Source organism: Alteromonas sp. ABH4_457, assembly GCF_056160625.1.
Map to the genome: position 1 here is coordinate 105,440 of NZ_JBSWXN010000010.1, position 24,153 is coordinate 129,592.

General features: G+C 49.1%; 24 protein-coding genes. 10 read left to right on the forward strand and 14 right to left on the reverse strand.

From position 1 onward, the window contains the following. Positions 1–52 precede the first annotated feature (52 nt). From truA to purF, 6 genes are all read left to right on the forward strand, one after another. Complete coding sequence (gene truA / locus ACXAGR_RS23140; protein ID WP_119501825.1) at positions 53–844, forward strand: tRNA pseudouridine(38-40) synthase TruA; 792 nt, start codon at positions 53–55, stop codon at positions 842–844. Between the two features lie 165 nt (positions 845–1,009). Then, positions 1,010–1,855 (forward strand): acetyl-CoA carboxylase, carboxyltransferase subunit beta, encoded by an 846-nt coding sequence (gene accD, locus ACXAGR_RS23145; protein ID WP_417507931.1) that lies wholly within the window; start codon positions 1,010–1,012, stop codon positions 1,853–1,855. Further along, positions 1,856–3,139 carry a bifunctional tetrahydrofolate synthase/dihydrofolate synthase gene (gene folC, locus ACXAGR_RS23150; protein ID WP_474852791.1) on the forward strand — a complete coding sequence of 428 codons (1,284 nt, stop codon included), beginning with the start codon at positions 1,856–1,858 and terminating at the stop codon, positions 3,137–3,139. A gap of 9 nt (positions 3,140–3,148) precedes the next feature. After that, positions 3,149–3,730 carry an SPOR domain-containing protein gene (locus ACXAGR_RS23155; RefSeq protein ID WP_119501822.1) on the forward strand — a complete coding sequence of 194 codons (582 nt, stop codon included), beginning with the start codon at positions 3,149–3,151 and terminating at the stop codon, positions 3,728–3,730. A 165-nt stretch (positions 3,731–3,895) separates the two neighbouring features. After that, positions 3,896–4,384 (forward strand): CvpA family protein, encoded by a 489-nt coding sequence (locus ACXAGR_RS23160; RefSeq protein WP_119501821.1) that lies wholly within the window; start codon positions 3,896–3,898, stop codon positions 4,382–4,384. A 14-nt stretch (positions 4,385–4,398) separates the two neighbouring features. After that, positions 4,399–5,922: an amidophosphoribosyltransferase gene (gene purF, locus ACXAGR_RS23165; RefSeq protein WP_474846638.1), complete on the forward strand. Its 1,524-nt coding sequence runs from the start codon at positions 4,399–4,401 to the stop codon at positions 5,920–5,922. A gap of 78 nt (positions 5,923–6,000) precedes the next feature. Here the strand turns inward: purF and ACXAGR_RS23170 are convergent, their stop codons facing one another. Continuing rightward, positions 6,001–6,600, reverse strand: a complete 600-nt coding sequence (locus tag ACXAGR_RS23170; protein ID WP_349587618.1) for a Yip1 family protein — start codon at positions 6,598–6,600, stop codon at positions 6,001–6,003. A gap of 250 nt (positions 6,601–6,850) precedes the next feature. Further along, positions 6,851–7,528, reverse strand: a complete 678-nt coding sequence (locus tag ACXAGR_RS23175) for a 2'-5' RNA ligase family protein (protein ID WP_474852793.1) — start codon at positions 7,526–7,528, stop codon at positions 6,851–6,853. Positions 7,529–7,677: 149 nt separating this feature from the next. Between ACXAGR_RS23175 and ACXAGR_RS23180 the strand changes: the two genes are divergently transcribed. After that, entirely contained in the window at positions 7,678–8,247 is a 570-nt protein-coding gene (locus ACXAGR_RS23180; RefSeq protein WP_474846634.1) for a histidine phosphatase family protein, read from the forward strand. Positions 8,248–8,354: 107 nt separating this feature from the next. Further along, entirely contained in the window at positions 8,355–9,107 is a 753-nt protein-coding gene (gene miaE, locus ACXAGR_RS23185) for a tRNA isopentenyl-2-thiomethyl-A-37 hydroxylase MiaE (protein ID WP_474846632.1), read from the forward strand. A gap of 38 nt (positions 9,108–9,145) precedes the next feature. Here miaE and ACXAGR_RS23190 read toward each other — a convergent pair whose 3' ends face one another. The 10 genes from ACXAGR_RS23190 to ACXAGR_RS23235 form a co-directional block, all read right to left on the reverse strand. Then, positions 9,146–9,793, reverse strand: coding sequence for a pentapeptide repeat-containing protein (locus ACXAGR_RS23190; protein ID WP_474852795.1), 648 nt, complete (start codon positions 9,791–9,793; stop codon positions 9,146–9,148). A 43-nt stretch (positions 9,794–9,836) separates the two neighbouring features. After that, the gene (locus tag ACXAGR_RS23195; RefSeq protein ID WP_474852797.1) at positions 9,837–11,684 is read right to left on the reverse strand and encodes a methanol/ethanol family PQQ-dependent dehydrogenase; all 1,848 of its coding nucleotides are present in this window, start codon (positions 11,682–11,684) and stop codon (positions 9,837–9,839) included. A 351-nt stretch (positions 11,685–12,035) separates the two neighbouring features. Continuing rightward, a complete protein-coding gene (locus tag ACXAGR_RS23200) occupies positions 12,036–12,671 on the reverse strand; it encodes a response regulator (RefSeq protein ID WP_474846620.1) in 636 nt (211 codons plus the stop codon). Continuing rightward, positions 12,652–13,878: a sensor histidine kinase gene (locus ACXAGR_RS23205; protein WP_474852799.1), complete on the reverse strand. Its 1,227-nt coding sequence runs from the start codon at positions 13,876–13,878 to the stop codon at positions 12,652–12,654. The genes ACXAGR_RS23200 and ACXAGR_RS23205 overlap by 20 nt, the downstream gene beginning before the upstream one ends. Before the next feature lie 231 nt (positions 13,879–14,109). Beyond that, positions 14,110–15,861: a flotillin family protein gene (locus ACXAGR_RS23210; RefSeq protein ID WP_474852801.1), complete on the reverse strand. Its 1,752-nt coding sequence runs from the start codon at positions 15,859–15,861 to the stop codon at positions 14,110–14,112. Between the two features lie 27 nt (positions 15,862–15,888). Beyond that, a complete protein-coding gene (locus tag ACXAGR_RS23215; RefSeq protein WP_474852803.1) occupies positions 15,889–16,518 on the reverse strand; it encodes an OB-fold-containig protein in 630 nt (209 codons plus the stop codon). Between the two features lie 80 nt (positions 16,519–16,598). After that, positions 16,599–17,357: a hypothetical protein gene (locus tag ACXAGR_RS23220; protein ID WP_474852805.1), complete on the reverse strand. Its 759-nt coding sequence runs from the start codon at positions 17,355–17,357 to the stop codon at positions 16,599–16,601. 60 nt (positions 17,358–17,417) lie between these two features. Next, complete coding sequence (locus tag ACXAGR_RS23225) at positions 17,418–19,322, reverse strand: alkaline phosphatase (protein ID WP_474852807.1); 1,905 nt, start codon at positions 19,320–19,322, stop codon at positions 17,418–17,420. A 12-nt stretch (positions 19,323–19,334) separates the two neighbouring features. Continuing rightward, positions 19,335–20,918 carry an alkaline phosphatase gene (locus ACXAGR_RS23230; RefSeq protein WP_474852809.1) on the reverse strand — a complete coding sequence of 528 codons (1,584 nt, stop codon included), beginning with the start codon at positions 20,916–20,918 and terminating at the stop codon, positions 19,335–19,337. Positions 20,919–21,228: 310 nt separating this feature from the next. Further along, the gene (locus tag ACXAGR_RS23235) at positions 21,229–21,705 is read right to left on the reverse strand and encodes a hypothetical protein (RefSeq protein ID WP_474852810.1); all 477 of its coding nucleotides are present in this window, start codon (positions 21,703–21,705) and stop codon (positions 21,229–21,231) included. Positions 21,706–21,951: 246 nt separating this feature from the next. Here ACXAGR_RS23235 and ACXAGR_RS23240 point away from each other — a divergent pair, with 246 nt between their 5' ends. Both ACXAGR_RS23240 and ACXAGR_RS23245 read left to right on the forward strand, forming a co-directional pair. Continuing rightward, entirely contained in the window at positions 21,952–22,224 is a 273-nt protein-coding gene (locus ACXAGR_RS23240; RefSeq protein WP_474846604.1) for a type II toxin-antitoxin system TacA family antitoxin, read from the forward strand. Next, entirely contained in the window at positions 22,224–22,718 is a 495-nt protein-coding gene (locus ACXAGR_RS23245; RefSeq protein WP_474846602.1) for a GNAT family N-acetyltransferase, read from the forward strand. Before ACXAGR_RS23240 ends, ACXAGR_RS23245 begins: the two co-directional genes overlap by 1 nt. A gap of 52 nt (positions 22,719–22,770) precedes the next feature. On the opposite strand, the gene lpxH is transcribed toward ACXAGR_RS23245, so the two are convergent. Both lpxH and ACXAGR_RS23255 read right to left on the reverse strand, forming a co-directional pair. Then, positions 22,771–23,511 carry a UDP-2,3-diacylglucosamine diphosphatase gene (gene lpxH / locus ACXAGR_RS23250; RefSeq protein ID WP_474852812.1) on the reverse strand — a complete coding sequence of 247 codons (741 nt, stop codon included), beginning with the start codon at positions 23,509–23,511 and terminating at the stop codon, positions 22,771–22,773. A 74-nt stretch (positions 23,512–23,585) separates the two neighbouring features. Then, positions 23,586–24,080, reverse strand: coding sequence for a peptidylprolyl isomerase (locus ACXAGR_RS23255; RefSeq protein WP_474852814.1), 495 nt, complete (start codon positions 24,078–24,080; stop codon positions 23,586–23,588). Positions 24,081–24,153 lie beyond the last annotated feature (73 nt).

The following is a 24,153-nucleotide window of genomic DNA, read 5'->3' on the forward strand; positions in this document are numbered from 1 at the left end:
GGCTAAGTGGCTGACTACACTTAGCCGGTTTTTTAGCGGGAGCAGAATTTTCATGGCAAGAATCGCCCTGGGCGTCGAGTATGATGGCGCAGCACACTATGGCTGGCAGCGTCAGCGTGAATTACCCAGTGTGCAGGGATATCTGGAAAAAGCACTGTCTGTGGTAGCCAATCAACCCATTGATGTGCAATGCGCCGGTCGTACTGATGCCGGCGTGCATGCCACCGGTCAGGTGGTGCATTTCGACTTCGACGGTGAACGTCCGGACCGTGCCTGGACAATGGGTGTGAATACCAACCTTCCTGATTCTGTCGCTGTGAGCTGGGTAAAAACCGTCAGTGATGACTTTCACGCCCGCTTCTCTGCAACCCACCGTCGCTACCGCTATGTGATTTATAATTCGCCGCTGCGCCCGGCGATTCTGCTGAACGGCGTCACCCACGAATATCAGGAACTGGATGCATCACTGATGCACGAGGCTGCTCAGGCAGTGATCGGCGAACAGGATTTCACCTCATTCCGTGCTGCTCACTGCCAGTCAAAAACGCCGTTTCGTAATGTTACCGGTGTATCTGTGTTTCGTCAGGGGCGCTATGTAATTGTCGAAATACGTGCAAATGCATTTTTGCATCATATGGTGCGCAATATTGTCGGTTCACTCATTAAAGTAGGGTGTGGCGAACAGCCGGTAAGCTGGATTGCAGAACTGTTAGCCGCGAAAGACCGTACACAGGCGGCTGCAACAGCAAAACCGAACGGACTGTACCTGGTCGATGTGACTTACCCGGACACATTCGGCATTCCCCGCCAACCGGCCGGGCCGTTGTTTCTGCCGGAAACCTGAAAGCCTGATGAGCAGTCGGTGAGTGGCTTGACTTCTTAGACCAGTTTTACTTTTTACCGGGTGCGGATATGTGGTCTAATACATGGCTAAATCGCGTTCTTTTAACACTGTGCACAAATAAAGACCAACGAAGCATAGTTACAGATAACAAGGATTCTCCTTACTATGAGCTGGATTCAAAAAATTCTGCCTAAAACTCAAACGTCCACGAAAGGTAACGTACCGGAAGGTGTGTGGACGAAATGTTCAAGCTGTCAGGCTGTGCTGTACAAGCAGGAACTGGAAAAGCTGCTGGAAGTGTGTCCCAAGTGTGACAACCATATGCGTATCAGCGCCCGTAAGCGTATTGATGCGTTTCTGGATACCGGCGACCGTAAAGAACTGGGCGGAGATTTAGAACCTCAGGACGTTCTGAAATTCAAAGATTCCAAGCGCTATAAAGATCGCATCGTTGCAGCACAAAAAAGCACTAACGAGAAAGACGCATTAATCGTGATGCAGGGCAAACTGAAAGGCATGCCGGTTGTGGTTGCCAGCTTTGAATTTGCCTTCATGGGCGGTTCTATGGCTTCTGTTGTCGGTGCCCGTTTCGTGGCTGCTGTTAATGCCTGCCTTGAACACAACATGCCACTGATTTGTTTCTCTGCTTCCGGCGGTGCCCGTATGCAGGAAGCGTTGATGTCATTAATGCAGATGGCGAAAACCTCTGCTGCTCTGGCAAAAATGAGCGAAAAGGGTTTACCTTACATTTCTGTGCTTACCGACCCTACAATGGGTGGTGTTTCGGCCAGTCTGGCTATGCTGGGTGACGTCAACGTTGCCGAGCCGAAAGCACTTATCGGTTTCGCAGGCCCGCGGGTTATCGAACAGACCGTTCGTGAAACCTTGCCTGAAGGTTTCCAGCGCAGTGAATTCCTGCTGGAAAAAGGTGCCATCGATATGATTGTTGACCGTCGTAAAATGCGTGATAAATTACACGGCCTGTTAGAAAAGATGCATCGCCCGAATTAAGTGAATAAACAATCACCTTCTTTTACTGCGTCAGCGGATAACTCTCTGACGCAGTGGTTGGCCTACCTTGAGTCCATTCATCCCACAGCCATCGATATGGGGCTGACGCGGGTGAAGCAGGTCGCTGACAAACTCGCCTTAGGTTTTTCAAACCAGACTGTCATCACCGTTGCCGGTACAAACGGCAAAGGCACTACTTGCCGCTTCATCGAACAAGCCTGCCTGGCGCAGGGTAAAACCACAGGTGTGTATTCCTCTCCACATCTGCTGGATTACCGTGAGCGTGTACGCATAAATGGCGACATTGAAGCAGAACGCTTGTACTGTGAAGCCTTCGCTGCAATTGAACAGGCCAGAGGTGATATCAGCCTGACCTATTTCGAATTTGGTACGCTTGCCGCCATGCTCATGATGGTGAATGCCGGTGTCGACATCGCTATTCTTGAAGTAGGTCTTGGTGGCCGGCTGGATGCAACCAATATCGTTGAACCGTCTGTTGCTGTTATCACGACCATCGGTCTGGATCATATGGACTGGCTGGGAGATACCCGTGAAGCCATCGCCATTGAGAAAGCCGGTATCATGCGCAATAACGGCATTGCGGTAGTAGGAGAGCGCGAGCCGCCTTCAACGCTGGATGAGTACGTCAGTGAACATCAGGTTGATACCTGGTGGGCCGGCCGGACTTTCGGTACAGAGCAGCAGGGTGACATGTGGCGCTGGTATCATGAAGTTGAGCAGACAGCCTGGTTGCCCATGCCGCAAATTCCGCTGCAAAACGTGGCGACAGCACTGGCAACATTGAAGCGGCTGGGGTTGTTTCCTGACAACACCGCACTGCAAGAGCTTGTCAGTACTGTGAATGTGCCCGGACGCAGACAAATCTTGTCCCAATCCCCTGAAGTGCTGGTTGATGTGGCCCATAATCCACAAGCCTGTGCATTAATGCGCGACTGGGCTGACAGCGGATTAGACGGTGAACTGCATATTGTTGCCGGTATGCTGGCAGATAAATCACTGGCCGCCACGCTGGATGAACTGGCGGGCGTAAAGGCGAAGTGGTACCTTGGTAATACCAGCGGGCCAAGAGGCTTAAGTGGCAGTACTTTAATGTCTCACTTACAGCCACATCAGCGGGCACATGCCAATGCATTTGATTCGGTAACCGCCGCTTATAAAGCAGCCCGTGAAGCAGCAATTGAGAACGACCGCATCCTGGTATTTGGTTCTTTTCTTACCGTTGCGGATGTATTAACGTTTCACAAGGACAGTAGTATCCAATAGGAGTAAACAGTGACCCCGGCGTTACATAACAGACTGGTCGGCACCGTTATTCTGGTCGCGCTGGCAGTCATTTTCCTGCCAGATTTTCTCGACAGAAAAAAAGAAACGAATCAGGACGAATTTGTCAGTGTGCCGGCTACGCCGGCGAAAAAGCCTATTGTGGATCCCGAACCGTTTCCTGTAGACCGCGTTGCGGGCGTCACCCAACGACCGCTGGAGGTGGTCGATGAGCCTGCGGTTGATGATGAAGCTGCACAGGTTGCTGCATCGTCAGAAAAAGCACAGCAAGCTATTGAAGACGACCTGGCCCGTCAGACAGTGGTGGAGCAGCCTGCGCCGGAAGCCGTCGAAGGCAGCTGGGTGGTGCAGCTTGGCAGCTTCCGCCACCAGAAAAACGTAAAGCAATTACTCGTAAAACTTGAACAGGCCGGCTACCGTGCCTTCAGCCGCCCTGTGGAAACCCGTTCCGGTCCGCTGACGAAAGTGTTCGTCGGACCAGATACCGACAAAGCAAAATTACAAAAAGCAGTGCCGCATTTGCAGGAGATCACCGGACTGAAAGGGAAGGTGGCTACATTCAACGCCGAATAGCTTCCGGCGGCAGGTGGCAAGTTTTTCTTACTCAGGCGGGAAGTTACCCGGTCCGCGTTAAGATTACACATTGGTAATCTCCGGGGCTTCTGTTAGAATGCGCGCCATCTCGCAGCGGGGCAGTCACACTGCGTGCTTAACGACAGACGGATAGTATAACGCTTCATGAATTGGGTTGATTTTTCCATTCTCGGTATTATCGCGGTTTCAACGCTGATAAGTCTGATGCGTGGCTTTGTGAAAGAAGCCATTTCCCTGGTTGTCTGGTTCGGTGCACTTTTTATTGCCAGTGAATTTCATGCCGATCTTGCTGTCTATTTCACGCAAATAGACGACGAGGTGCTGCGCAATGGTGCTGCAATCGTTGTTCTCTTTATTGTTACGCTGGTACTGGGTGGTTTATTTAACCACGTTGTCGGCCAGTTAGTACAAGCTTCAGGATTATCCGGCACAGACCGGGCGTTAGGCGCAATTTTCGGCGCTTTACGTGGCGTACTGATTGTAAGCGCACTATTGTTCTTTATGGATACGTTTACCGATGCAGCAAAAGCCGTTTGGTGGAGCCAGTCTCTGCTGATACCGGAATTTGGTGTCATCATAGAGTGGTTTTTCACCTTCGTGAAAGGCAGCTCCAGTTTTCTAAAACCCGCTTGATATAGGTAAAGCAAATGTGTGGTATTGTCGGAATTGTTGGTAAAACACCTGTTGCTCAGTCACTCTATGATGGACTGACAGTGTTACAGCATCGCGGACAGGACGCTGCTGGTATCATTACGATCGAACAGAATCGATTTAATCTGAGAAAAGCAAATGGCCTGGTGCGGGATGTTTTCCACACACGCCATATGAAGCGTCTGTCAGGAAATATGGGTATCGGTCACTGCCGTTATCCCACCGCAGGCACATCAAGCTCTGCTGAGGCACAGCCTTTCTACGTGAACTCACCTTTCGGTATCGCGTTTGCGCATAACGGTAACCTTACCAATGCACACGAACTGCAGGACGAAGTGTTCCGTATTGCCCGCCGTCACATTAATACCTCTTCAGATTCTGAACTGTTATTAAACATTCTGGCTCATGAACTGCAGCAGGTTGCCGACTTAACCGTAACTGCAAAAGATATTTTCAAAGTGGTCACAACCGTCCATAAGAAGATCCGCGGTGCCTATGCCGTGGTTGCTGCGATTATCGGACAGGGCCTGGTAGCTTTCCGTGACCCTAACGGTATCCGTCCTCTGGCGCTGGGCAAGCGCATTACAGAAATGGGCGAAGAATACATGGTTGCTTCTGAAAGCGTGGCTCTGGATGCAGTAGGTTTTACTTTCATCCGTGACGTAGCGCCGGGCGAATGTGTATACATCACCGAAAAAGGTGAACTGCATACCCGGCAGTGTGCTGAAGTACCGGCCACTTCCCCGTGTATTTTTGAATTTGTTTACTTTGCCCGTCCTGATTCATTCATCGATGGTATTTCTGTTTATGCTTCCCGCGTCAACATGGGGCGTAAGCTGGGTGAGAAAATTGCCCGCGAGTGGGCCGACCTCGATATCGATGTGGTCATTCCTATTCCGGAAACCTCCATGGATGTGGCGCTGCAAATCGCCAATACCCTTGAGTTACCGTACCGTCAGGGCTTCGTGAAAAACCGTTATATCGGCCGTACCTTCATTATGCCGGGACAGACCATGCGTAAGCAGTCTGTACGCCGTAAACTGAACGCAATTTCTTCAGAATTTAAAGGCAAAAACGTACTGCTGGTAGATGACTCTATTGTGCGGGGCACCACGTCCGGTCAAATCATCGAAATGGCCCGTGAGTCCGGTGCGAAGAAAGTTTACTTTGCTTCCGCTGCTCCTGAGATCCGTTTCCCGAATGTGTACGGTATCGATATGCCGTCTGCCAACGAACTGATTGCCTACGGCCGTGAGATTGACCAGATTGCTGATCTTATTCAGGCTGACGGATTGATTTTCCAGGACATTGAAGATCTGGTTGAAGCGGTACGGGAAGAGAACCCTGAAATTCAGCGCTTTGAGACGTCAGTATTCGACGGTAATTACATTACTGCTGATATTGACCAGGATTATCTTGAGCGTATCGATATTGCCCGTGGTGAAGCGTCAAAGAGCGGTCCTGTGGTGCAGGCAGAATTGTCTAATCTGGAAATGCACAATATGGATTCTGACAACTAAGCCGGAAATCCGCGCATCAAATAAAAAGACCGCTCTCAGAGCGGTCTTTTGCTTTCGGATATGGATGAAATTTAGTGATCAGTGCACGTATACCGGACCGAAGCCCATACTCCACATGATCACGGTGCTGGCCATTAAAATAGCCAGAAGTACCAGTCCGCACGTCACTACAGAACTGGCATAAATGAACCCTTTGCCATCAGGTATATGCATCATAATTGGCGTACCTGAATAAAGCAGGTATACAGAGTAGGCGAGTCCGACCAGACCTACAGCCATCACGAACCAGAGTTCCGGATAAAGACCAGCAAACCCCGTCATAAATAACGGTGTCGCAGTGTACGCGGCAAGATCTAAAGACTCGGTATAATTGGGCTTGGCGTCAAACGCATTCGCAAGCTCATGAATCATGTAGGTAAGAATAAGCACACCGGCTATCAGGCCAAAATACATACCTACAGCCAGCATCGCTGCGCTTTGTTCGGTCAGTTTTATTAGATCACCGGCACCGATACTCCAGCCAAGGTGTGCGCCGGAATAATACGTGACCAGTGAAGGGATCAACGCAATAACCCCGATATGACTAAGGGCATAAACGCAACTTTCATGTCGTCTGTCTATGTCCTGCCATTCTTCACGGGGATGAGTGTATATGCCGAGCAAGTGATTCAATATCATATTTTCACCTTATTGTTACCGGCGCTGCGTGCAGCGTTGATCATATTGATGTTTGTTTATGGTTAATATAATTAACATTAATTTTACAATGAGTGTTGATCATGTTTGGTGCAGGGTCAAATATTTTTTGCTTAAAAAATGTTCAGCTTTGTGAGTGGTTGAATTTGCTGAAGATATTAAAGCGCAGAAAATCGGGGCCGTAAGGAATCATCCGGCCCGAATTGGTTAGATGGGAAGAAACAGACGTTGTTTACGGCTGCTTGAGCGGAAAATGTCCGAGAACTTTGGTTATCTGGCCTTTTTCATTCGCCAGTCCCACGCCCACAGCTTTTACATAACCGGTAGCAGAGGGGGGAGAGGCAGCAAAATACTTTTTCATTGCTGGCAGGGCGGGTGATGCTTCTGCGGCCAGCAATGTCATATGCGGCTCAAATTGTGCAAATACATTAGGGCTGCCATATTGTTCGAACACCACTTTCTTTTGCGGATAGGCATTAACCCACGCAGGCAGTGGCGCTGAAAGATCTCTTAACGGGGACAAGGCATTTGTCAGTTTATCTGCCAGATGTTGTAGTTCAGTTTCTTTCACCGCATCGACAAATACCCAGTTCCCTGCGGTTACCGTAAATCCCTCAGCTTTCAGGGGCACTGCCGGTTGTGTGGTTGTGAGCATTTCCACTTTCGCCAGTAAACCGGGAATCGCGGCTTCGTCGTAAGTGGTGAGGTACAACGTAATATGAACAGGAAATCCCTGTTCGTAAAAGCTCTCTATACCGTTCTGCTTCAGTTTATCGCTTACCGAGGCAACCGTCTGCTCTATGTCTGCCGAAGGTACAGCAAAAACATTAACAGACACACTTTTTGCCAGCGCAGCAAAAGACAGTAAACAACCTGACAAGATTGCAATAATGGACGCACTTAATTTCAACGGCTTATCTCATGATGTAGAATAACGAAAACCCTTTCAAATACCGGCAGTCAATCTGTTGGTGATCAGCAGGGAGTGGCAGGCATCAACGCTACTTGAAACAGCGCTTTCCCACAAGTCTGATACTTCAATGAATGCTAAGGATAAACATGGAAAAACACATTTTCTTGTGCCGTCATGGTCAGACTGAGTGGAACCGTGACAAGAAATTGCAGGGTCAGCTGGACAGTCCGCTGACAGAAAAAGGACGGGCACAGGCGGCTGAGCTGGCAGCGAAGGCCGGGAACTGGGATATTGATCTTGTGGTCAGCTCACACCTTGGCCGCGCGAAAGATACCGCTGCAATTTGTGCCAGCTCGCTGGGGCAGTCCCATAAAGTGTACCAAGGTTTCTGCGAACGTAACTTTGGTGAATGGCAGGGAAAGGAAACCAGCGGACTTGCAGCCTATCAGGCGTTTAAAGAACACCGGTATACCCGTCCTGATCTTATGCCTGACAACGGCGGTGAAAGTGCCAACATGGTAACCGAACGTTTTATGACAACCTTTCACTCACTGGTGAACAGCGAAACGGCTTCCCGTATTCTTATTGTCAGTCATGGTGATGCGATGGCCTGTATCGCCCGCAGTTTCGGTGAAGGCCGTACTATTGATAATTGTGGCGGCATGTTGCTGGGTTGGCAAAACGGTAAACTGCACTGGCAGCAGTGGATCGACTAAATATACTCAGCGGATTTGTGATAGGATCCGCGCCCGGCGGCGCCCTTAAGGGCGTTGTCTTTATTTAACTGATATGAATTAACCTGAAAAAGCAGTGCTGGCCGCAGATGAACGAATTACTCACACCTATCCATTCATTTTTACAGTGTGAAACCCCTGATCCCTGGGTTGAAAAAGCCGCGGAAAAAGACAATCTGGCGGTGGTACTGACTGATCATTTAATTTGCGAGCTTAAAGCTGCGCAAAGCGCCATGTTTCTTATCCGTCGCTATGCGGTGGATAAGGAAAGTGGTGATGCCTTACTGGCATGGCTGAAGCCTTTTGAAGACTTTGCTTACCGGAAAGAAGGTGACTGGCAGTCACTGCTTAAACATAACAAATTGTCGAAATCGATTATTCCCAAGTCCGGCACACCTTACGGCCAGGATCTCATTGATAAAATGGTGCTGCTTATCAAAGAGGAACTGCATCATTTTTTCCAGGTACTGGAAATCATGAATGAGTACGACATTCCTTATGAAAATATCGCTTCAAGCCGCTATGCAAAAGGACTGCTGCGTCACGTGCGTACTCATGAGCCGGCTGCCCTCACAGATAAACTCATTTGCGGCGCGTACATTGAAGCCCGTTCCTGTGAGCGTTTTGCTAAATTGGCCCCCCATGTTGATAAGCGTCTGGGCGATTTCTATATTTCGTTACTTCGCTCGGAAGCCCGACATTATCAGGATTATCTGACACTGGCAGAAGAGATTGCCGGTGAGGATATTGCTGAACGTATTGCTTTTTTCGGTGAGGTAGAAGGTGAACTGATAACCTCACCGGATGAGGATTTTAAATTCCACAGCGGTTTGCCCGTATAGAGAAACCCCGGCTGCAGGCTTCGGCAGCAAGAATACCTTCACCAGTCTACGGGGCAATTTGTGCAGTCTGCCATGTATGTTCCCTGAAAAGTGGCGTAATGAATACGTGTACCGGTTAAGTCAGCACGGGACAAATTGGCGTCATTCAGCTTGGCTTCCTGAATGTTTGCGTTCGTCAGATCGGCGCCTGCGAGTTGAATTTTATTCATCCAGACCCTTTCCATGCGGGCATTCCGCAGAGTCACTCCGTTGAGTTTTGCGCCTGACATTCTCGCCTGGTCGAAATTGACGCCTGTCAGGTCTGCGCCGTTGAAATTAACGCCCTGAGCGAACAGGGAGAAGCCGGTGGCTCCTTCAAGATTGGCCTCAGTTAAGGTGGAAGTACGTAGATCACTGTGATTCAACGACACCATCGCCAGGTTTGCTTTGTCCAGTTTACTCTTTTTGAAGGTTACGTAGCTGAGATCAGCATGGCGCAGATCTGCACCGCTGAAGTTGACATTTGTGAACACGGAGCCGGACAAATCCATGTGGCGCAAATCAGCACCGGACAAATCAGCATTATTGCATTGTGTTCCCTGAGTCAGTTTGCAACCGTCAATTTCGGCCACGTCATCATCAAAAGGCAAAGGCTCTGCGTGGCTCAGTGTGGCAGCAAAGCAGAACAGAAAATACAAGGGTTTCATAAGTCACTCCATGGAAGCGGGGCGGCAGCCCCGCCGTGTATGATTAACGTTTAGCGACTTTGTCGAAATTTGGTAATTTGAATACCCAGAATGAACCGCCTTGTGCGACAGGCTTGGTCAGTTCTGCCATATCGCCACCCCACAGTGGTACAGCACCGCCGTAACCTGAAGCGAAACCGATATATTGCTCACCGTCCATTTCCCAGGTGATCGGGCAGGAAACGATGCCTGAGCCTGTCTGAAACTTCCACAGTTCTTCACCGGTTTTCTCATCAAACGCTTTGATGAAGCCATCGCCGGTACCAGTGAAAATTAATCCGCCTTTCGTGGCCAGAACGCCGGCCCATAATGGCAGTTTCTCTTTATGCGTCCATTTTATTTCACCGGATACAGGGTCTACTGCACGCAACACGCCTACATGGTCGTCAAACAGAGTTTTAATTCTGAAGCCCTGACCAAGGTATGCATTACCTTTTACGTAGTTAACTTCTTCTGTCCAGTAATCTTCTTTCCAGTGGTTTGCGCCCAGATAGAACCAGCCGGTGTTTTGACTGTATGCCATAGGGTTCCAGTTCTTTCCGCCCAGGAATGGAGGTGAAACTTCAATTGATTTTCCTTTCTCTTCGCCGGGTTCCGGCAGAGGCGGACGTTGTCCTTCTACTTCAACCGGGCGACCTGTATCCGGGTCGATATGCGTAGCCCAGGTAATCTTGTCCACGAACGGGAAGCCTTTGATGAATTCGCCGTTTTCACGATCTACTACATAGAAGAAGCCATTGCGGTCGGCGTGAGCAGTTGCTTTTACTGTTTTGCCGTTGTCATCGTATTCAAACAGTACCAGCTCGTTGTTCCCAGAGAAATCCCAGGCATCATTTGGCGTATGCTGATAGAACCATTTCACTTCACCGGTGGTAGGGTCTACACCAACCTGACCTGAGGTGTACAGGTTATCCCAGTTGCGCGGATCATCGCCTTTTGCTGTACGCTTCCATGTATTCCAGGGGGCCGGGTTACCTGCACCGATAATAATGGTGTTTGTTTCTACATCGAAGCTGGCACTCTGCCACGGCGCACCGCCACCGTGATGCCAGGCTTCAACCAGTTCGCCGTTTTCATCACGCGGCCAGGTAGGCGCATTTTCATCACCGGTGGGGGTACTGTCTTTACCGTTCAGCCGGCCCATGTGACCTTCAACAAAGGGGCGCATCCACACTTCTTCGCCGGTCAGCGGGTCACGGGCGAACAGTTTGCCTACCACACCGAATTCATCGCCGGAGGAGCCGTGGATCAACAGGACTTTGCCAGTTTTCTGATCTTTTACCAGTGTCGGCGCACCTGTCATGGTGTAACCGGCGCGGTAGTCTTCAAAACGTTTTTTCCATTCCACTTTACCGGTGTGGCGGTTCAATGCCACGATACCGGCATCCAGCGTACCGAAATACACCATGTCGCCGTAAATGGCAGCACCACGGTTAATCACGTCACAGCAGGGGCGGATCCCTTCAGGTAACCGGTGAGAATAGGTCCACTTTCTTTCGCCGGTTCTGGCATCAAAGGCGAAAATACGGGAATAACTGGCGGTCACATAAACAACGCCGTCATAAACCAGTGCCTGAGATTCCTGACCCCGCTGCTTTTCGTCACCAAAGCTCATGGTCCATGCCGGTGTCAGCATGTGCACGTTGTCTTTGTTAATCTTGTCCAGTGAGCTGAATCGCTGTGCTTCCGGACCCATACCGTACATCAGTACATCTTCTGTGGTACTGGCATCGTTCTCAATATCATCCCAGGTGACGCCTTTAGCCTGAGTATATTGACTGGCAAGTGCGCTGCCCACGAGAATAGCAGACAGCAACAGTTTTTTAGTGGTGTTCTTAGGTGTAATAGTCATAGCGTACCTTTGCTATTTGTTTATGAAGTGTTAACAGTATGCGAGCAGCAGGGGGGCAGGGAGAATAGACTTTTGCCCGAAGTAAGGCGGGAATAATTCCCGATTTGAAGCGGGATTTATCCCGTCAGTGAAACAGGGTTACAGAAGCTGATATCTGCCACGAAATAAGTAAAAAAAAGGCTAACCACAAAGGGTTAGCCGGAATAGGGTGTGAGCTGTTGAACCTCACTAAACCGAAAGGTTGGTCGAACAATGCAGCCTTCGATTTAGAGTAAGTGTGACGTAAATGGCGTCTGGTAACCACGGAACTTTTCCCGGTTTTAGCAGGAGCAATTCCCGAAATTTACGGGTTCATGACGCCACCTTTACATAACCGTTGTCGATGGCTAGATGAACCAGTTCAGTACTGGTTTTTACCTGAAGTTTACTTTTAAGCTGGGTGATGGCATTGGAAACCGTTTTGTCTGAAATATTCAAATCTTCTGCAATCCGTGTCCGTTTCTGGCCCTTTGCTACGCCCATGAACACATCGAATTCACGGCGGGTGAGCTGGTCGAAAATATCTTTCTTCTCACTGTAAGCATATGACGCAAGATTAATGGCCAGTTCGTGTTCAATATAAGTGCGTCCGGCCATTACAGTTTTTACCGCATCAAGCATTATTTCTGGTCTGCAACGTTTACTGATATAACCGCTGGCACCGGTATGCATTGCCCGGTTAACAATAGAGGCCTCGTCAAACATACTGAAAAATATGATTTTCAGTCCCGGCCACCGGCTGAGGAAGCGGGGAGCCAGATTCAGACCACTGGCCTGCTCCAGGTTAATGTCCAGAATCATTACGTCCACATCATTCTGCGTCATACATGTCATCGCCTGGCGGGCGTTTTCCGCCTCGTGAATCGTGGCTTCCGGCAGCATCATTGACAGCAGGGCACCGTATCCCTGGCGTACAACGGCGTGATCATCAACAAGTAATATGTGCATGACTGCTCTTCTCCGTTCCGGCCGTTAAAGGAACAACAACCTGAATACGTGCTCCTTCTTCGAAATTGTCTTTTGCAAAATGCCCACCCGTAAGACGGGCTCTGTCACGCATGGATGCCAGTCCCAGTCCGTCGGAACATTCTGATTGTTCAGCAAATCCGGTACCGTTGTCGGTGATATTCAATGTCATGGCGTTTTGCATCAGGGTGAGCGAAACGTGCACTTTTGAAGCATGTGCATGTCGTGCAACGTTGCTCAGCGCTTCCTGGGTGATGCGGTACAGATGCATGTCCCTCTCAATATTTTTTTCCGGGCTGAGGTCGGGAAGGGAGCAGGTGACAGCAATATTGTGAATTTCTGACCAGCGTTCCAGCATTTCCCGCAGGGCGGAAACAAGGCCCACTTTATTCAGTGTGACGGGGTAGAGTTTATTAACCAGTTGCCGTATGCCGGACTGTATTTCTGCACATTGCTCGCCAAGTAAAGTGGCTGTGCGTTCTATGAATTTCGGGCTTTGTGTTTGCTGGCGCAACATGTAGCTTTGTACACGGATTCCGGTTACCAGCTGGCCCAGATTATCGTGTAATTCACGGGCGAGATTCTGGCGTTCGTGCTCTTGCAGGGAAGCCAGTTTATTTCTCAGTTGCTGTACTTTGTTTTCTCTTTCTTCAAGTGCAGAAGCCATCAGCTGGGTATGGGTAACCACACTGTCAATTTCTTCAATATCGCTGTGTTCAACGTCAACACGATAATTACCTTTCGCTACTTTACTGAGAGCTGAACTCAGTGCCTGTAAAGGCTTCATTCTTGACTGAACCACGATGTGCATTACGCTGAGAGTGAATAAAAGTGAAATCGCCAGTAAACCGAAAACTTGATAGACAGTGGTCAGGATCTCTTCCCGTTCAGCAGCGGGATTAGCAAACAGAAATAGTTGCCGGCGGGAATCTTCCGGATGACTGAACACACTTACAGGTTCTACGGGAAAAAATGAAGCATCCGGAGAATTAAGTGTTGAACCGGCCGGAGAATCGATTGCGAGGGCTGTAAGGTGACGGCTGTGCTGCAAGGCTGCTTCTATGGTTGCAAAGTCAACGTTTTGTTCAACCAGCGCATCAGCCAGTGCCAGTGATGCGTTAATTTCGGTGGCAACATCTTTTGTTGCCTGACTGTACATGATGAAAGCCAGCACTATTCCTGATATCAAATAGATACCTGTGATTGTAAGTGTAATTCTGCTGGTTGCTTTCATCGTTTTTTCGTACCTGAAACCATAATGTATTTTAGTCAGCATCAGGTCAAAATTGCCTTGCCACTTTAGCTACAGATTTATAGTACTTTGGTAGGAAATGCTTCAGAGCCGGATTAAAGACAACAAAAAAGGAGCGCGATGCGCTCCTTTCATATGTAGTGGGATTGACCCCGCCGGATACCGGATTTATTGCGGGGCAGGGCCGGCACCATTTGATTTCGTTTCAGTGGCCGAGCCGGTTTGAGAGGTAAGGGCTGCAACCATAGCATTGTCGCCTTTTAATAAATCGGTGAGTGAACCACCGGCTTTATCTACCAGACCGACTTCACGTAACAGAGCATCGACAACCGGTGCGTTGGCACGGTAATTCAACGCTGCCTGCGTGACCTGATCGGCCATACTGCCATTACCGGTACTTACTGTGCCTTCTGCACCCCCGGCGGCATTACTGATCCCGTAGCCCTGCAGAATTTTAATGCCTTCTATATTTTCCAGTGGCTTCACGGCGCTGGCGATTATTTCAGGCAGGACTTTCAGAATTGCCAGTGCTTTTTGCAGCTCAATCTGTTCGTTTTTCAGAGTGTTTTCAGCATCGTACAGCGCCTGTTTACCCGCCGCTTCTACGGCCAGTACTTTTTCATCGGCCTGCGCCTGCAGCATTTTCGCATCCGCTGTGGCTTTGGCTTCAGTTAAAATGGCTTCAGCCGCATTCTCCGCCGCTTCTTTTTTCGCCTGAGCTTCTACGGTAATGCCCACTGCTTCCCGTTCCGCTTCTTTACGGGCGTCAATCACTTCAATTTCCATGCGACGCTTAGCTTCTGCAACCTGACGGGCTGTGGTTACCGCTTCTTCTTTCTCTACCTTAGCCTTTTCTGCTTCTGCTGCTTTAGCTCGTGCGGCAGACTCTTCTTCTGACTTGGTAGCAACCGCAATTTGTTTAACCTGTTCGGCTACTTCGACGTCCTGCTGCTGGGCAATACGGGCTTCTTCCAGTGCTTTGCGCTTGGCAATTTCACGGGTTTCCAGCTCACGGGACTTGTCAATTTCAGCTGCTTCAACGGCTTTTTCTTTGGCAATGCCGGCTTCACGTTCTTCCCGTTCTTTTTGCTCTCGCTGTTTAGCGATTTCAGCTTTTTGCTCCTGACGCTTAAACTGCAAAACCTGCTCCTGCATCAGTCGGGCTTCTTCTTCTTCCCGTTTAATATTCAGCGACTCTTTCTCCGCTTCCAGATTACGGGTTTCAATCTTGATGCGGTTTTCCTGCTGGATATCGTTGGTTTCTTTACGCTTCTCTTCAATGATTTTTGCAAGACGGGCACGACCTTCAGCATCAAAGGCATTGTTCTCATTGAAGAAATCAAGGTCGGTCTGGTCGAAGCCGGTTAAACTTACCGATTCAAGTTCCAGACCATTTTTCTCAAGATCGTTTGCAACACTCTGCTGCACTTTCTGGACAAAATCTGCACGCTGTTCATGCATTTCGGTCATTGTCATTTCTGCAGCCACGGCACGAAGTACGTCAACGAACTTCGACTCCATCAGCTTTTTAACTTCTTCCGCCCGGGTTGTACGGGTACCTAAAGTTTGTGCCGCCATGGAAATGCCGCTGGCACTGGGCGCTACACGTAAGTAAAAGTCGGCTTTCACATCCACCCGCATGCGATCTTTGGTGATCAGCGCATCTTTCTGGGTTTTTTCTACCTCAATACGCAGGGTGTTCATGTTCACGGGAATGATTTCATGCACCACCGGCAGCACGATCGCACCACCATCTTTAATGACTTTTTCACCGCCAAGACCGGTTCTGACGAAGGCCGTTTCTTTGGTGGCCCGTTTATAAAGCTTGGCGAAAATAAGACCAATGGCCAGCAGGGCGATAACGACAACAAGCCCGATGATGAGAACGGCGGGCAGATTATTAGCAGAGTAGGTTTCCATATTTACAACTTCCTTATTGCTGCAGGGTTATTTATATCGGGTAGCTAGCCAACTGTGCAGGCTTTTCTTTACGAGGATGATTTTTTCTCCGCGGGTAAAGGTTTCATCACTTTCAAAAGGCTCAACCAGTACATAGTGAACCTGGCGGTAACGATCAGTAAATTTCGCTTCCGCCGGACTGCCGTTACGGGCAACGCCTATGGTGATTTCTCCTACTGCGCCAACAAATTCATCATTGTCGATAGCACTGCTTTCATTTTTTGGTAACAGACCTGCCAGTGCGCTGCCAAGCCGGCCGGTGAGGGGCAGGGAAACGAAAATAGCGATTGGAATACCAGCTGCCGGCGGTAAGAAGCGTCCACCCAGAAAGCTGGCGTAAGACAGATTCAGTATGTAGCCGGTGAGTCCGAACAGGGTAAGGAGCAGAATGAACCAGATCATCACCGGTAATTTGTCCAGCGACAGCCAGTTGGTAAGGGCGGCCAGTCCTGACACAGACTCACCACCGCCAAGGTCGGGTTCAGGCATATCGTCGAAAATGCCTAGTAAACTGATCCCCAGCGCCATGCCGAGTAATTCAATAATGAACAGTAAGATGACAATGCCAACTGCTGCACTGAACAGAAAGTTGGCATCATGAAAGAAGAATGTGGACATTTTTTCACCATCCTTGATGAATCCTGATTGCTATTTTTATAACACATTCTTATCAAATTGCGAGGAGTTTACAACGATCTTTAGTGCAGGTGAGATCCCTCAAGGGCTTCACCGCTGGCATTGTAAAAACCACTGGCACCGGCTTCTATAAAGCCCTGGTGTACCATGTTGGTGAGAAACGGATCGGTATGATCATCGCCAATATCGGCATAATCAGTTGTCTGATATCCGTAGCGACTTGCAAAAAATGCGTTGATGCCTGCCTGTTCATGAGACAGCGATTGCTGTTGCCAGTGCATTTTCTGTTCGCCTTTAGTCACAGTGAACGAGACAATTAATTGCAGGTTGTCTGCCCATATTAGCTCGATGTGCCCGTTTTCACTGCCGGCAGTATAACGGGTACGGATATCGCAGCCTGACCCCTGTGAATCCTGTTTCTCCAGCCCGTCGATAAAGGCCTGCTTAACCAACTGATTGCGGTATTCCCAGTCGTTATCAACGCGGCCATGAATATTTTCGCCGGGCTGATATTCAATGCCCCGTTTGTGAGCATCAAAAAAGCGCGTTTGTTTTACCCGTTCATGCACATGTTCCCAAACCTGCGTGATGTCGCTGGCAGGATACTGGTGTGCTACCACATCAGGTTTTCGCCATAAGGTCAGTGAACGGCTTCGAACATTGTCGTTGGTCGTCTCAGTAAGGGTATAGTCTGCTTTCACCCAGTTCTTTTCAGCATCACACTGAACCGGTTCTTCAGACGTTGCGGCAGTTACCGCTGAAGTAAACAGAGTGGATGCGGATAAGAGCAGTCCGCAGAGAAGAGTGTGAGATTGTTTCATTATTTATTACCAGCAAAAAAGGGACGACCAGACGGACGTCCCTGTATTCAGAGCTTATTGTTACTCGATAGCCGCTTCTGCGTCATCAATCAGACTTCCGGCAAAATCCATCACATGGAAGATAACGCTTTGCTCGTTAGTGCTGTTGACGAGGAATGCGCCAGGGCCTTTTGCATAAATGCCAACGTCTTCACCTGAGTGAGTTTCAGATGAAAGCGGGATTAAAGACTCCTGGTGGAAACCGGCAGCAGTGGTATCAACATCTGCCAGATCCTGACGGCCGGCGTTGACATCATAGTTGTAGATTTCGTCTGCATCGGTTTCGGTACCCAGGTCACGGAAGCCGTTACCGTTCATGTAACCAACCGTGGTGTATGGCATACCGTCAGCTGCAGTTGCTGCTTCGTCTGCGCCTACGTTAACCACTTTGCCCAAAATCGGATTACCCCGTTTCGGATAACCGGCTATGGTAAATACGTGGCCGTGGTCGGCTGTGACGATGATTAATGTATCTTCATCATCCGTTAACTCATCAGCTACAGCTACCGCATCAGCAAGGGCAATTGTATCGGTCAGTGCACCGTAGGCGTTACCGGCGTGGTGGGCATGGTCAATACGACCGGATTCCACCATCAGGAAAAAGCCGTCATCGTTGTTATCCAGAATCTTAATAGCTGCTTCTGTCATTTCACTGATTGACGGTTCACCGGCTACATCGTTAGCGCGGTCTGCGTCGTATTGCATGTGCGATTCATTGAACAGGCCGAAAACACGCTCAGTGGTTTCTGTGTCGAGTCCGTCAAAACCGGCCTGGTCGTACAGGTAAACACCATTGGGATATTGCGCAGACCATTCTGCGGTCAGATCACGTCCGTCTGTACGGTCACCTTCAACAGCGCTGACAGCGTCAGGGCTGTTAAACGCAGCATCTTTAGGCAGGAATGAGCGGCGGCCGCCGCCCATAACGACTTCGATACCGTCAATGTCAGCACCGAAACGTGCTTCTGTAGCTGCTTCAAAACCAACCAGCTGCGCAGCAATGTCGGTACAACCGGCAGTAATGGCCTCAGCAGGCATGTCGCCATCGTCTTCCCAGTTACGGTCAGCTGATTTGGCGTAAGTCGCTGCAGGTGTAGCGTGAGTGATACGTGCAGTAGACACGATACCGGTAGATTTACCGGCCAGTTCCGCCAGTTCCAGCGCCGTTACCAGCTCATTACCGGCAACGGTGCTGCAGTCACCGCGAACAATATTTTCGTTTACACCAATTACGCCAACATCGGTTTTCACGCCGCTCATCATTGCGGTCATGGTGCCCGCTGAGTCTGGCGTTTGTGCATCAACGTTATAGGTTTTAGATAAACCGGCGAAAGGGAAGCGGTCGAAACTCAACTGGTTCTCTTCACCGTTGTCACCGTTCATCTGGCCTTCCATGATACGGGCTGCCGTTACAGTAGACACGCCCATACCGTCACCGACGAACAGGATAACGTTTTTCGCTTTACCTTTCAGCGATGCAACAGCCGCTTCCACAGAAGCATGTTTGGTCACTGTAGTATTGCTGGTAATAGTCTGAACGCCGTCCACAGAGGTTGTGCCGGTGGCATTCAGCCAGGTGGTTTTGGCCGCCTCAACTTCCGCCTGACCGGCAACAAAATATTCGTTGTTCAGGCTGGTCAGCAACTCACTGGTTGCCACTTCTGCATTAGCCGGTACACACACATAACTGGTTTCAGAAATTTCGCTGTCGCTTAACGCGCCGTCTCCGTCAGCATCCAGGCCTGAATCAAAACGTACGCCACTGTTCGGGCAGTTTGCATCGCCGGTGGCCAGTTCAGTTTGTACCGTCAGGCTGTTTAATCCGTTACTGCCGTCAGTACCGTCAGCGCCATCATCACCGTCAAGAGAACAAGCGGTCAGGCCGGCCATGGCCATGGCTAAAAGGCTATATTTAAATACTTTCATGATGTCCTCTTCTTATTCTTCAATCAGTCCGAGAGACTGGTTAATCAGGTGGAATACAACGCTTTGCTCAATGACACCCTGAATTAACTGGCTGCCTGGGCCTGTGCCGTGCAGGGCAATGTCTTCACCGGAGTGAGTTTCTGAAGACAGCGGGATAAGCGCTTCCTGGTGGTACCCTGCAGCAGTGGTATCCACGCTGGTAATATCCAGACGGCCAGCATTGATTTCTTCGCTGTAGATAGCGTCAGAATCGGTTTCTGTACCTAAATCGTTAAAGCCGAAACCATTCATATAGCCCACAGTGGTATAAGGCATGCCGTCAGCAGCAGTAGCCGCTTCATCAGCACCTACGTTAACCACTTTGCCCAGGATCGGGTTACCGCGCTTAGGATAGCCGGCAATAGTAAACACGTGGCCGTGGTCAGCCGTGACCAGAATCAGTGTTTCTGAAGGATCGGTATTCGCTACCGCAGCTTCGATAGCCTGCTCAAACGCCAGTGTTTCAGACAGTGCACCGGAGGCATTACCTGCATGGTGAGCGTGGTCGATACGACCTGATTCCACCATCAGGAAGAAGCCTTTGTCGTTGTTATCGAGAATGTCGATTGCTTTAGAAGTCATCTCTGCAATGGAAGGCTCACCGGCAACATCGTTGGCGCGGTCTGCCTCGTACTGCATGTGAGATTCGTTGAACAGACCAAACAGACGGGTCGTGGAAGCGGCATCCACCGCATCGAATCCGGCCTGATCGGTTACGTAAACACCATCGCTGTACATTTCCTGCCACTCAGCAGTCAAATCACGGCTGTCAGTACGGTCGCCTTCTGTTTCACTTACTGCGTCATTACTGTTAAAAGCAGCATCATTCGGCAGGAAGTGACGGCGGCCGCCGCCCATGGCAACATCAATACCGTCAACGTCTATACCGGTGTAACGGCTTTCCAGATAATCTTCAAAATGTACCAGCTGGTCGGCAATGTCAGCACAACCGGCTGTGACGGCCGCTTCCGGCATATCAGATACGTCTTCCCAGTTGCGGTCTGCTGATTTGGCATAAGTGGCTGCCGGCGTGGCGTGAGTCAGGCGGGCAGTTGATACCACACCGGTAGACAGTCCTTTAATTTCAGCCAGTTCCAGTGCGGTAATCACTTCATTGCCGGCAACTGTTGAACATTCGCCACGTTCGATGTCTTCATCTACACCGATTACACCCACGTCAGTTTTCAGTCCTGACATCATGGCTGTCATCGTACCCGCTGAATCCGGAGTCTGGGCATCTACGTTATAGGTTTTTACCAGTGCAGTACCGGGAAAGCTTTCCCACGCTAAGTAACCTTCTTCACCGGGGTTGCCCGCCAGCTGGCCTTTACGGATACGTGACGCCGTCAGCGTTGAAATACCCATACCGTCACCCACAAACAGGATCACGTTTTTGGCTTTAAAATTATTGGTGGTTTCCAGTTTCTCAGTGAGTTTGGTTTGTGCGTCGGTGAACCAGGCACTTTCAGACTGATAAGCAGGGAGCACATCCGCCTGCAAACCAGTTGAAACCGCCAGAGCCAGAGCGCTGACAGAAGCTTTCCAGTTAAATTTCATTATGACATTCCTAATTATGTTTTTGATTACCGGCGCTGTAGACAGAAGCAGCCGTGTGTCTGCGGCAGGGAGCGGGAAGCAGGCAGGTGATGTGTGTAACCTCTCTTCCCTGAAAGTATCGGTTCCCCGACCGGACGGTGAAACAGAGTAGGCGGCCTGTATGACGAACAGGTTAATCTGAGATGAATGATTTATGTCGGATTGATGTCGGTTTTATGAAAAATGTTATAACATAACATGTTGTTTTGGCTGATGTTTTGAGAGGGCGCAGTAAATAAACGACTGGTCTTGAGCATTTACCTGCTTATTTTCAGTCTGTGTACACTTCGCTTAATTTAACCACGATCCAGCCGCTGATGTAGATGTTTTGAGGGCGGCGGGCGTCGTAAATAATCCCGTTCTCGTACATGGAACTCAGTTCTTTGCGACTGAACCGAAGATGATTTTTCCGGTAGTAGTTTCTAAGCAGGAGTGGTTTATCAAATTTGATGTGAGTTTCAGGCGATACGGGTTCACTGAAACCAATATTTCCTACCGCTACCGTAATGTTTTGCTCATCTGTTGCAATGACTTTTAAGGGCACAAAACGATATTTAATGTCACTGGATCTATCCAGTTCATAGTAATCAACAAACAAAAAGTTGCTTTTCCTAGGCTGGGAGATAATCGTAGAGGCGACAGCCTGCAGGTACTGACCGTGTAAAAGGTAAATGGCAATCAGACTGCCCACCGCCAGAAACTCCCAGTGATTTTTCACAAACTCAATGAAACCAGCGCGCTTCCCCACAATCAAAATTCTTTTGATTCTCCATATTGTTAGCTTTGTATATATCCGCAGTCAGGTCAAGCAGGGAAAAGCGGCGATGACAATTACTCCATCGCGTAAAGGGTGGGAATATTACTTTTAAATTTCAGATTCTTGAGACCTTAAATGCTTGTGTTTTTGTGTGCCAAACTGACACAGTAATTGCTTACCGCACAATTTACGCCCATAATAGACATGTGTCATTTTGACACAACAGGAGACAACATTATGACTACTACCTTGCCTCGCATCACAGCCAGAGTCGATGTCGATACACAAGATTTACTGAATAAAGCTGCAGCGATTGCTGGCATGTCCAGTATTAATTCATTTGTCTTAAGTGCTGCAATTGAAAAAGCTAAACAAATCATTGAACGTGAGCAAGCTTTAAAATTGAGCCAATCTGATGCAATGTTGCTAATGGAAGCTTTAGACCGTCCTGCAGTACTAAACTCAAAACTGAAAGCAGCCTCGGACCGGTACGGGAACAAAACTCAGTAATGAATACGGTACTTCTGGATAAAGCTAAACACGATAGAAACCGGTTCAACTGTGGTATTGAAGCTCTCAATAATTACTTAAAAGTAATGGCTAGTCAGCAAGCCAGGAAAGACAATACCAGAACTTTTGTTTTGGAAGATGATAACGACAACTCACATATCATCGGCTTCTACACGCTAACAATGACACCAATTGACTTAAAGGCATTACCAGATAAATTACAAAAAAGGCATCAATCGTCGACCTCTGGCGGCCTTATCGCCCGCCTTGCAGTTGATGACCGATATAAAGGAAAAGGCTTCGGCGAGTGGTTGCTGGTCGACGCGCTTCGAAAGCTATTAGCTGCAAGTGATAGCGTTGCATTCCCTGTTGTTATCGTTCACGCCAAAGACAGTGCAAAACTATTCTATGAGCGCTATGGATTTCAGGTATTTCAGGATACTGAAAACAAACTCTTCATCACTATTGCAGATGTCAGAGCAAGCTTAAGCTAGTTAAGTCTTTAACCGCCAATTCCATTTCTGTCTGCTGATTACAGGAATTCACTCATTCCCGCCCGGACATCAAAAAATCCCGCTGCTGCAACGCAACTTCCGTTTCACTGATTTTTAAAACCGAGCCTTGATCGTACCAGTCGCCCAGCACAATACGGGTAGCGGGTTTGCCGTTGGCTTTCAAGGCGTGGATGGCGGGGCGGTGGGTGTGGCCGTGGATCATTCGCTGTACGTTGAAATGCTCCATGGCTTTCACCACCTCTTCCGGTGTTACATCCATGATTTCAGGTTTCAGGCCCTGCTGGTTTAACTTGCTCTGCTTACGTCCGTTCTCGGCGACCTTACGGCGGTATGAAAGTGGCAATGCCAGCATAAGCCGTGGCCACCACCAACTGCGGCTTTTCTTACGGAATTTCTGGTAGGCAATGTCCTTTGTACATAGCTCATCACCGTGGCTGATGAGGGTAGGGGTGCCGTATAAATCAATGACAGCCTGTTCGGGCAGTAATGTCATACCGGCCTGGGTTGCCCATTCCTGACGGATTGCAAAGTCACGGTTGCCGTGAATGAAAAATACCGGTGTGGTTTTACTGACCTGTTTAAATGCGGCAGCAATCGCGTCATTGAAGGGCGTTTTGTTGTCATCACCAATCCACACTTCAAACAAATCACCCAGCACGTACAGTGCATCCGCCTGTGGCGCTTCGTTTTCTAAAAAAGTCATCAGACACTGAGTAATGTCAGGACGGTCTTCGCTCAGGTGGATATCGGCAATGAAGTAAGTAAATGGCATGCAGCTAAGTGTGACAAATGGGGAAGAGGGATCAGAGACAGCAGGAACTGTCTCTGAACAAAGGTATTGCCGGATTACTCACCAATAACCGCTTTTTCAATAACAACGGGCTCTGCAGGTACGTCCTGGTGGAAGCCGCTGGTGCCGGTTTTCACAGCTTTGATTTTCTCAACCACGTCCATGCCTTCAGACACTTTACCGAATGCACAGTAGCCCCAGCCGTTTACTGATTCGCTGGAGAAGTTCAGGAAGTCGTTGTTGTTCACGTTAATGAAGAACTGCGCTGTTGCTGAGTGCGGATCATTTGTACGTGCCATGGCGATAGTGCCTTTTTCATTGGCAACACCGTTGTTCGCTTCATTGGCAATAGGTGCGTTGGTCGATTTCTGATCCATATCCGGTGTGAAACCACCGCCCTGGATCATGAAACCGTCGATAACACGGTGGAAAATCGTGTTGTCGTAAAAGCCTTCTTTTACGTAGTTTAAGAAGTTTTCAACGGTTGCCGGTGCCTTATCTGCAAAAAGCTCCAGTGTGATGTCACCGTAATTTGTTTTTAACGTAACCATGAATTCGCCCCTTATCTTGTGTCCCGGCGGTTAAAGTGGGGTAATGGTAGCTGATTTCCTCCGTGAGTTAAAT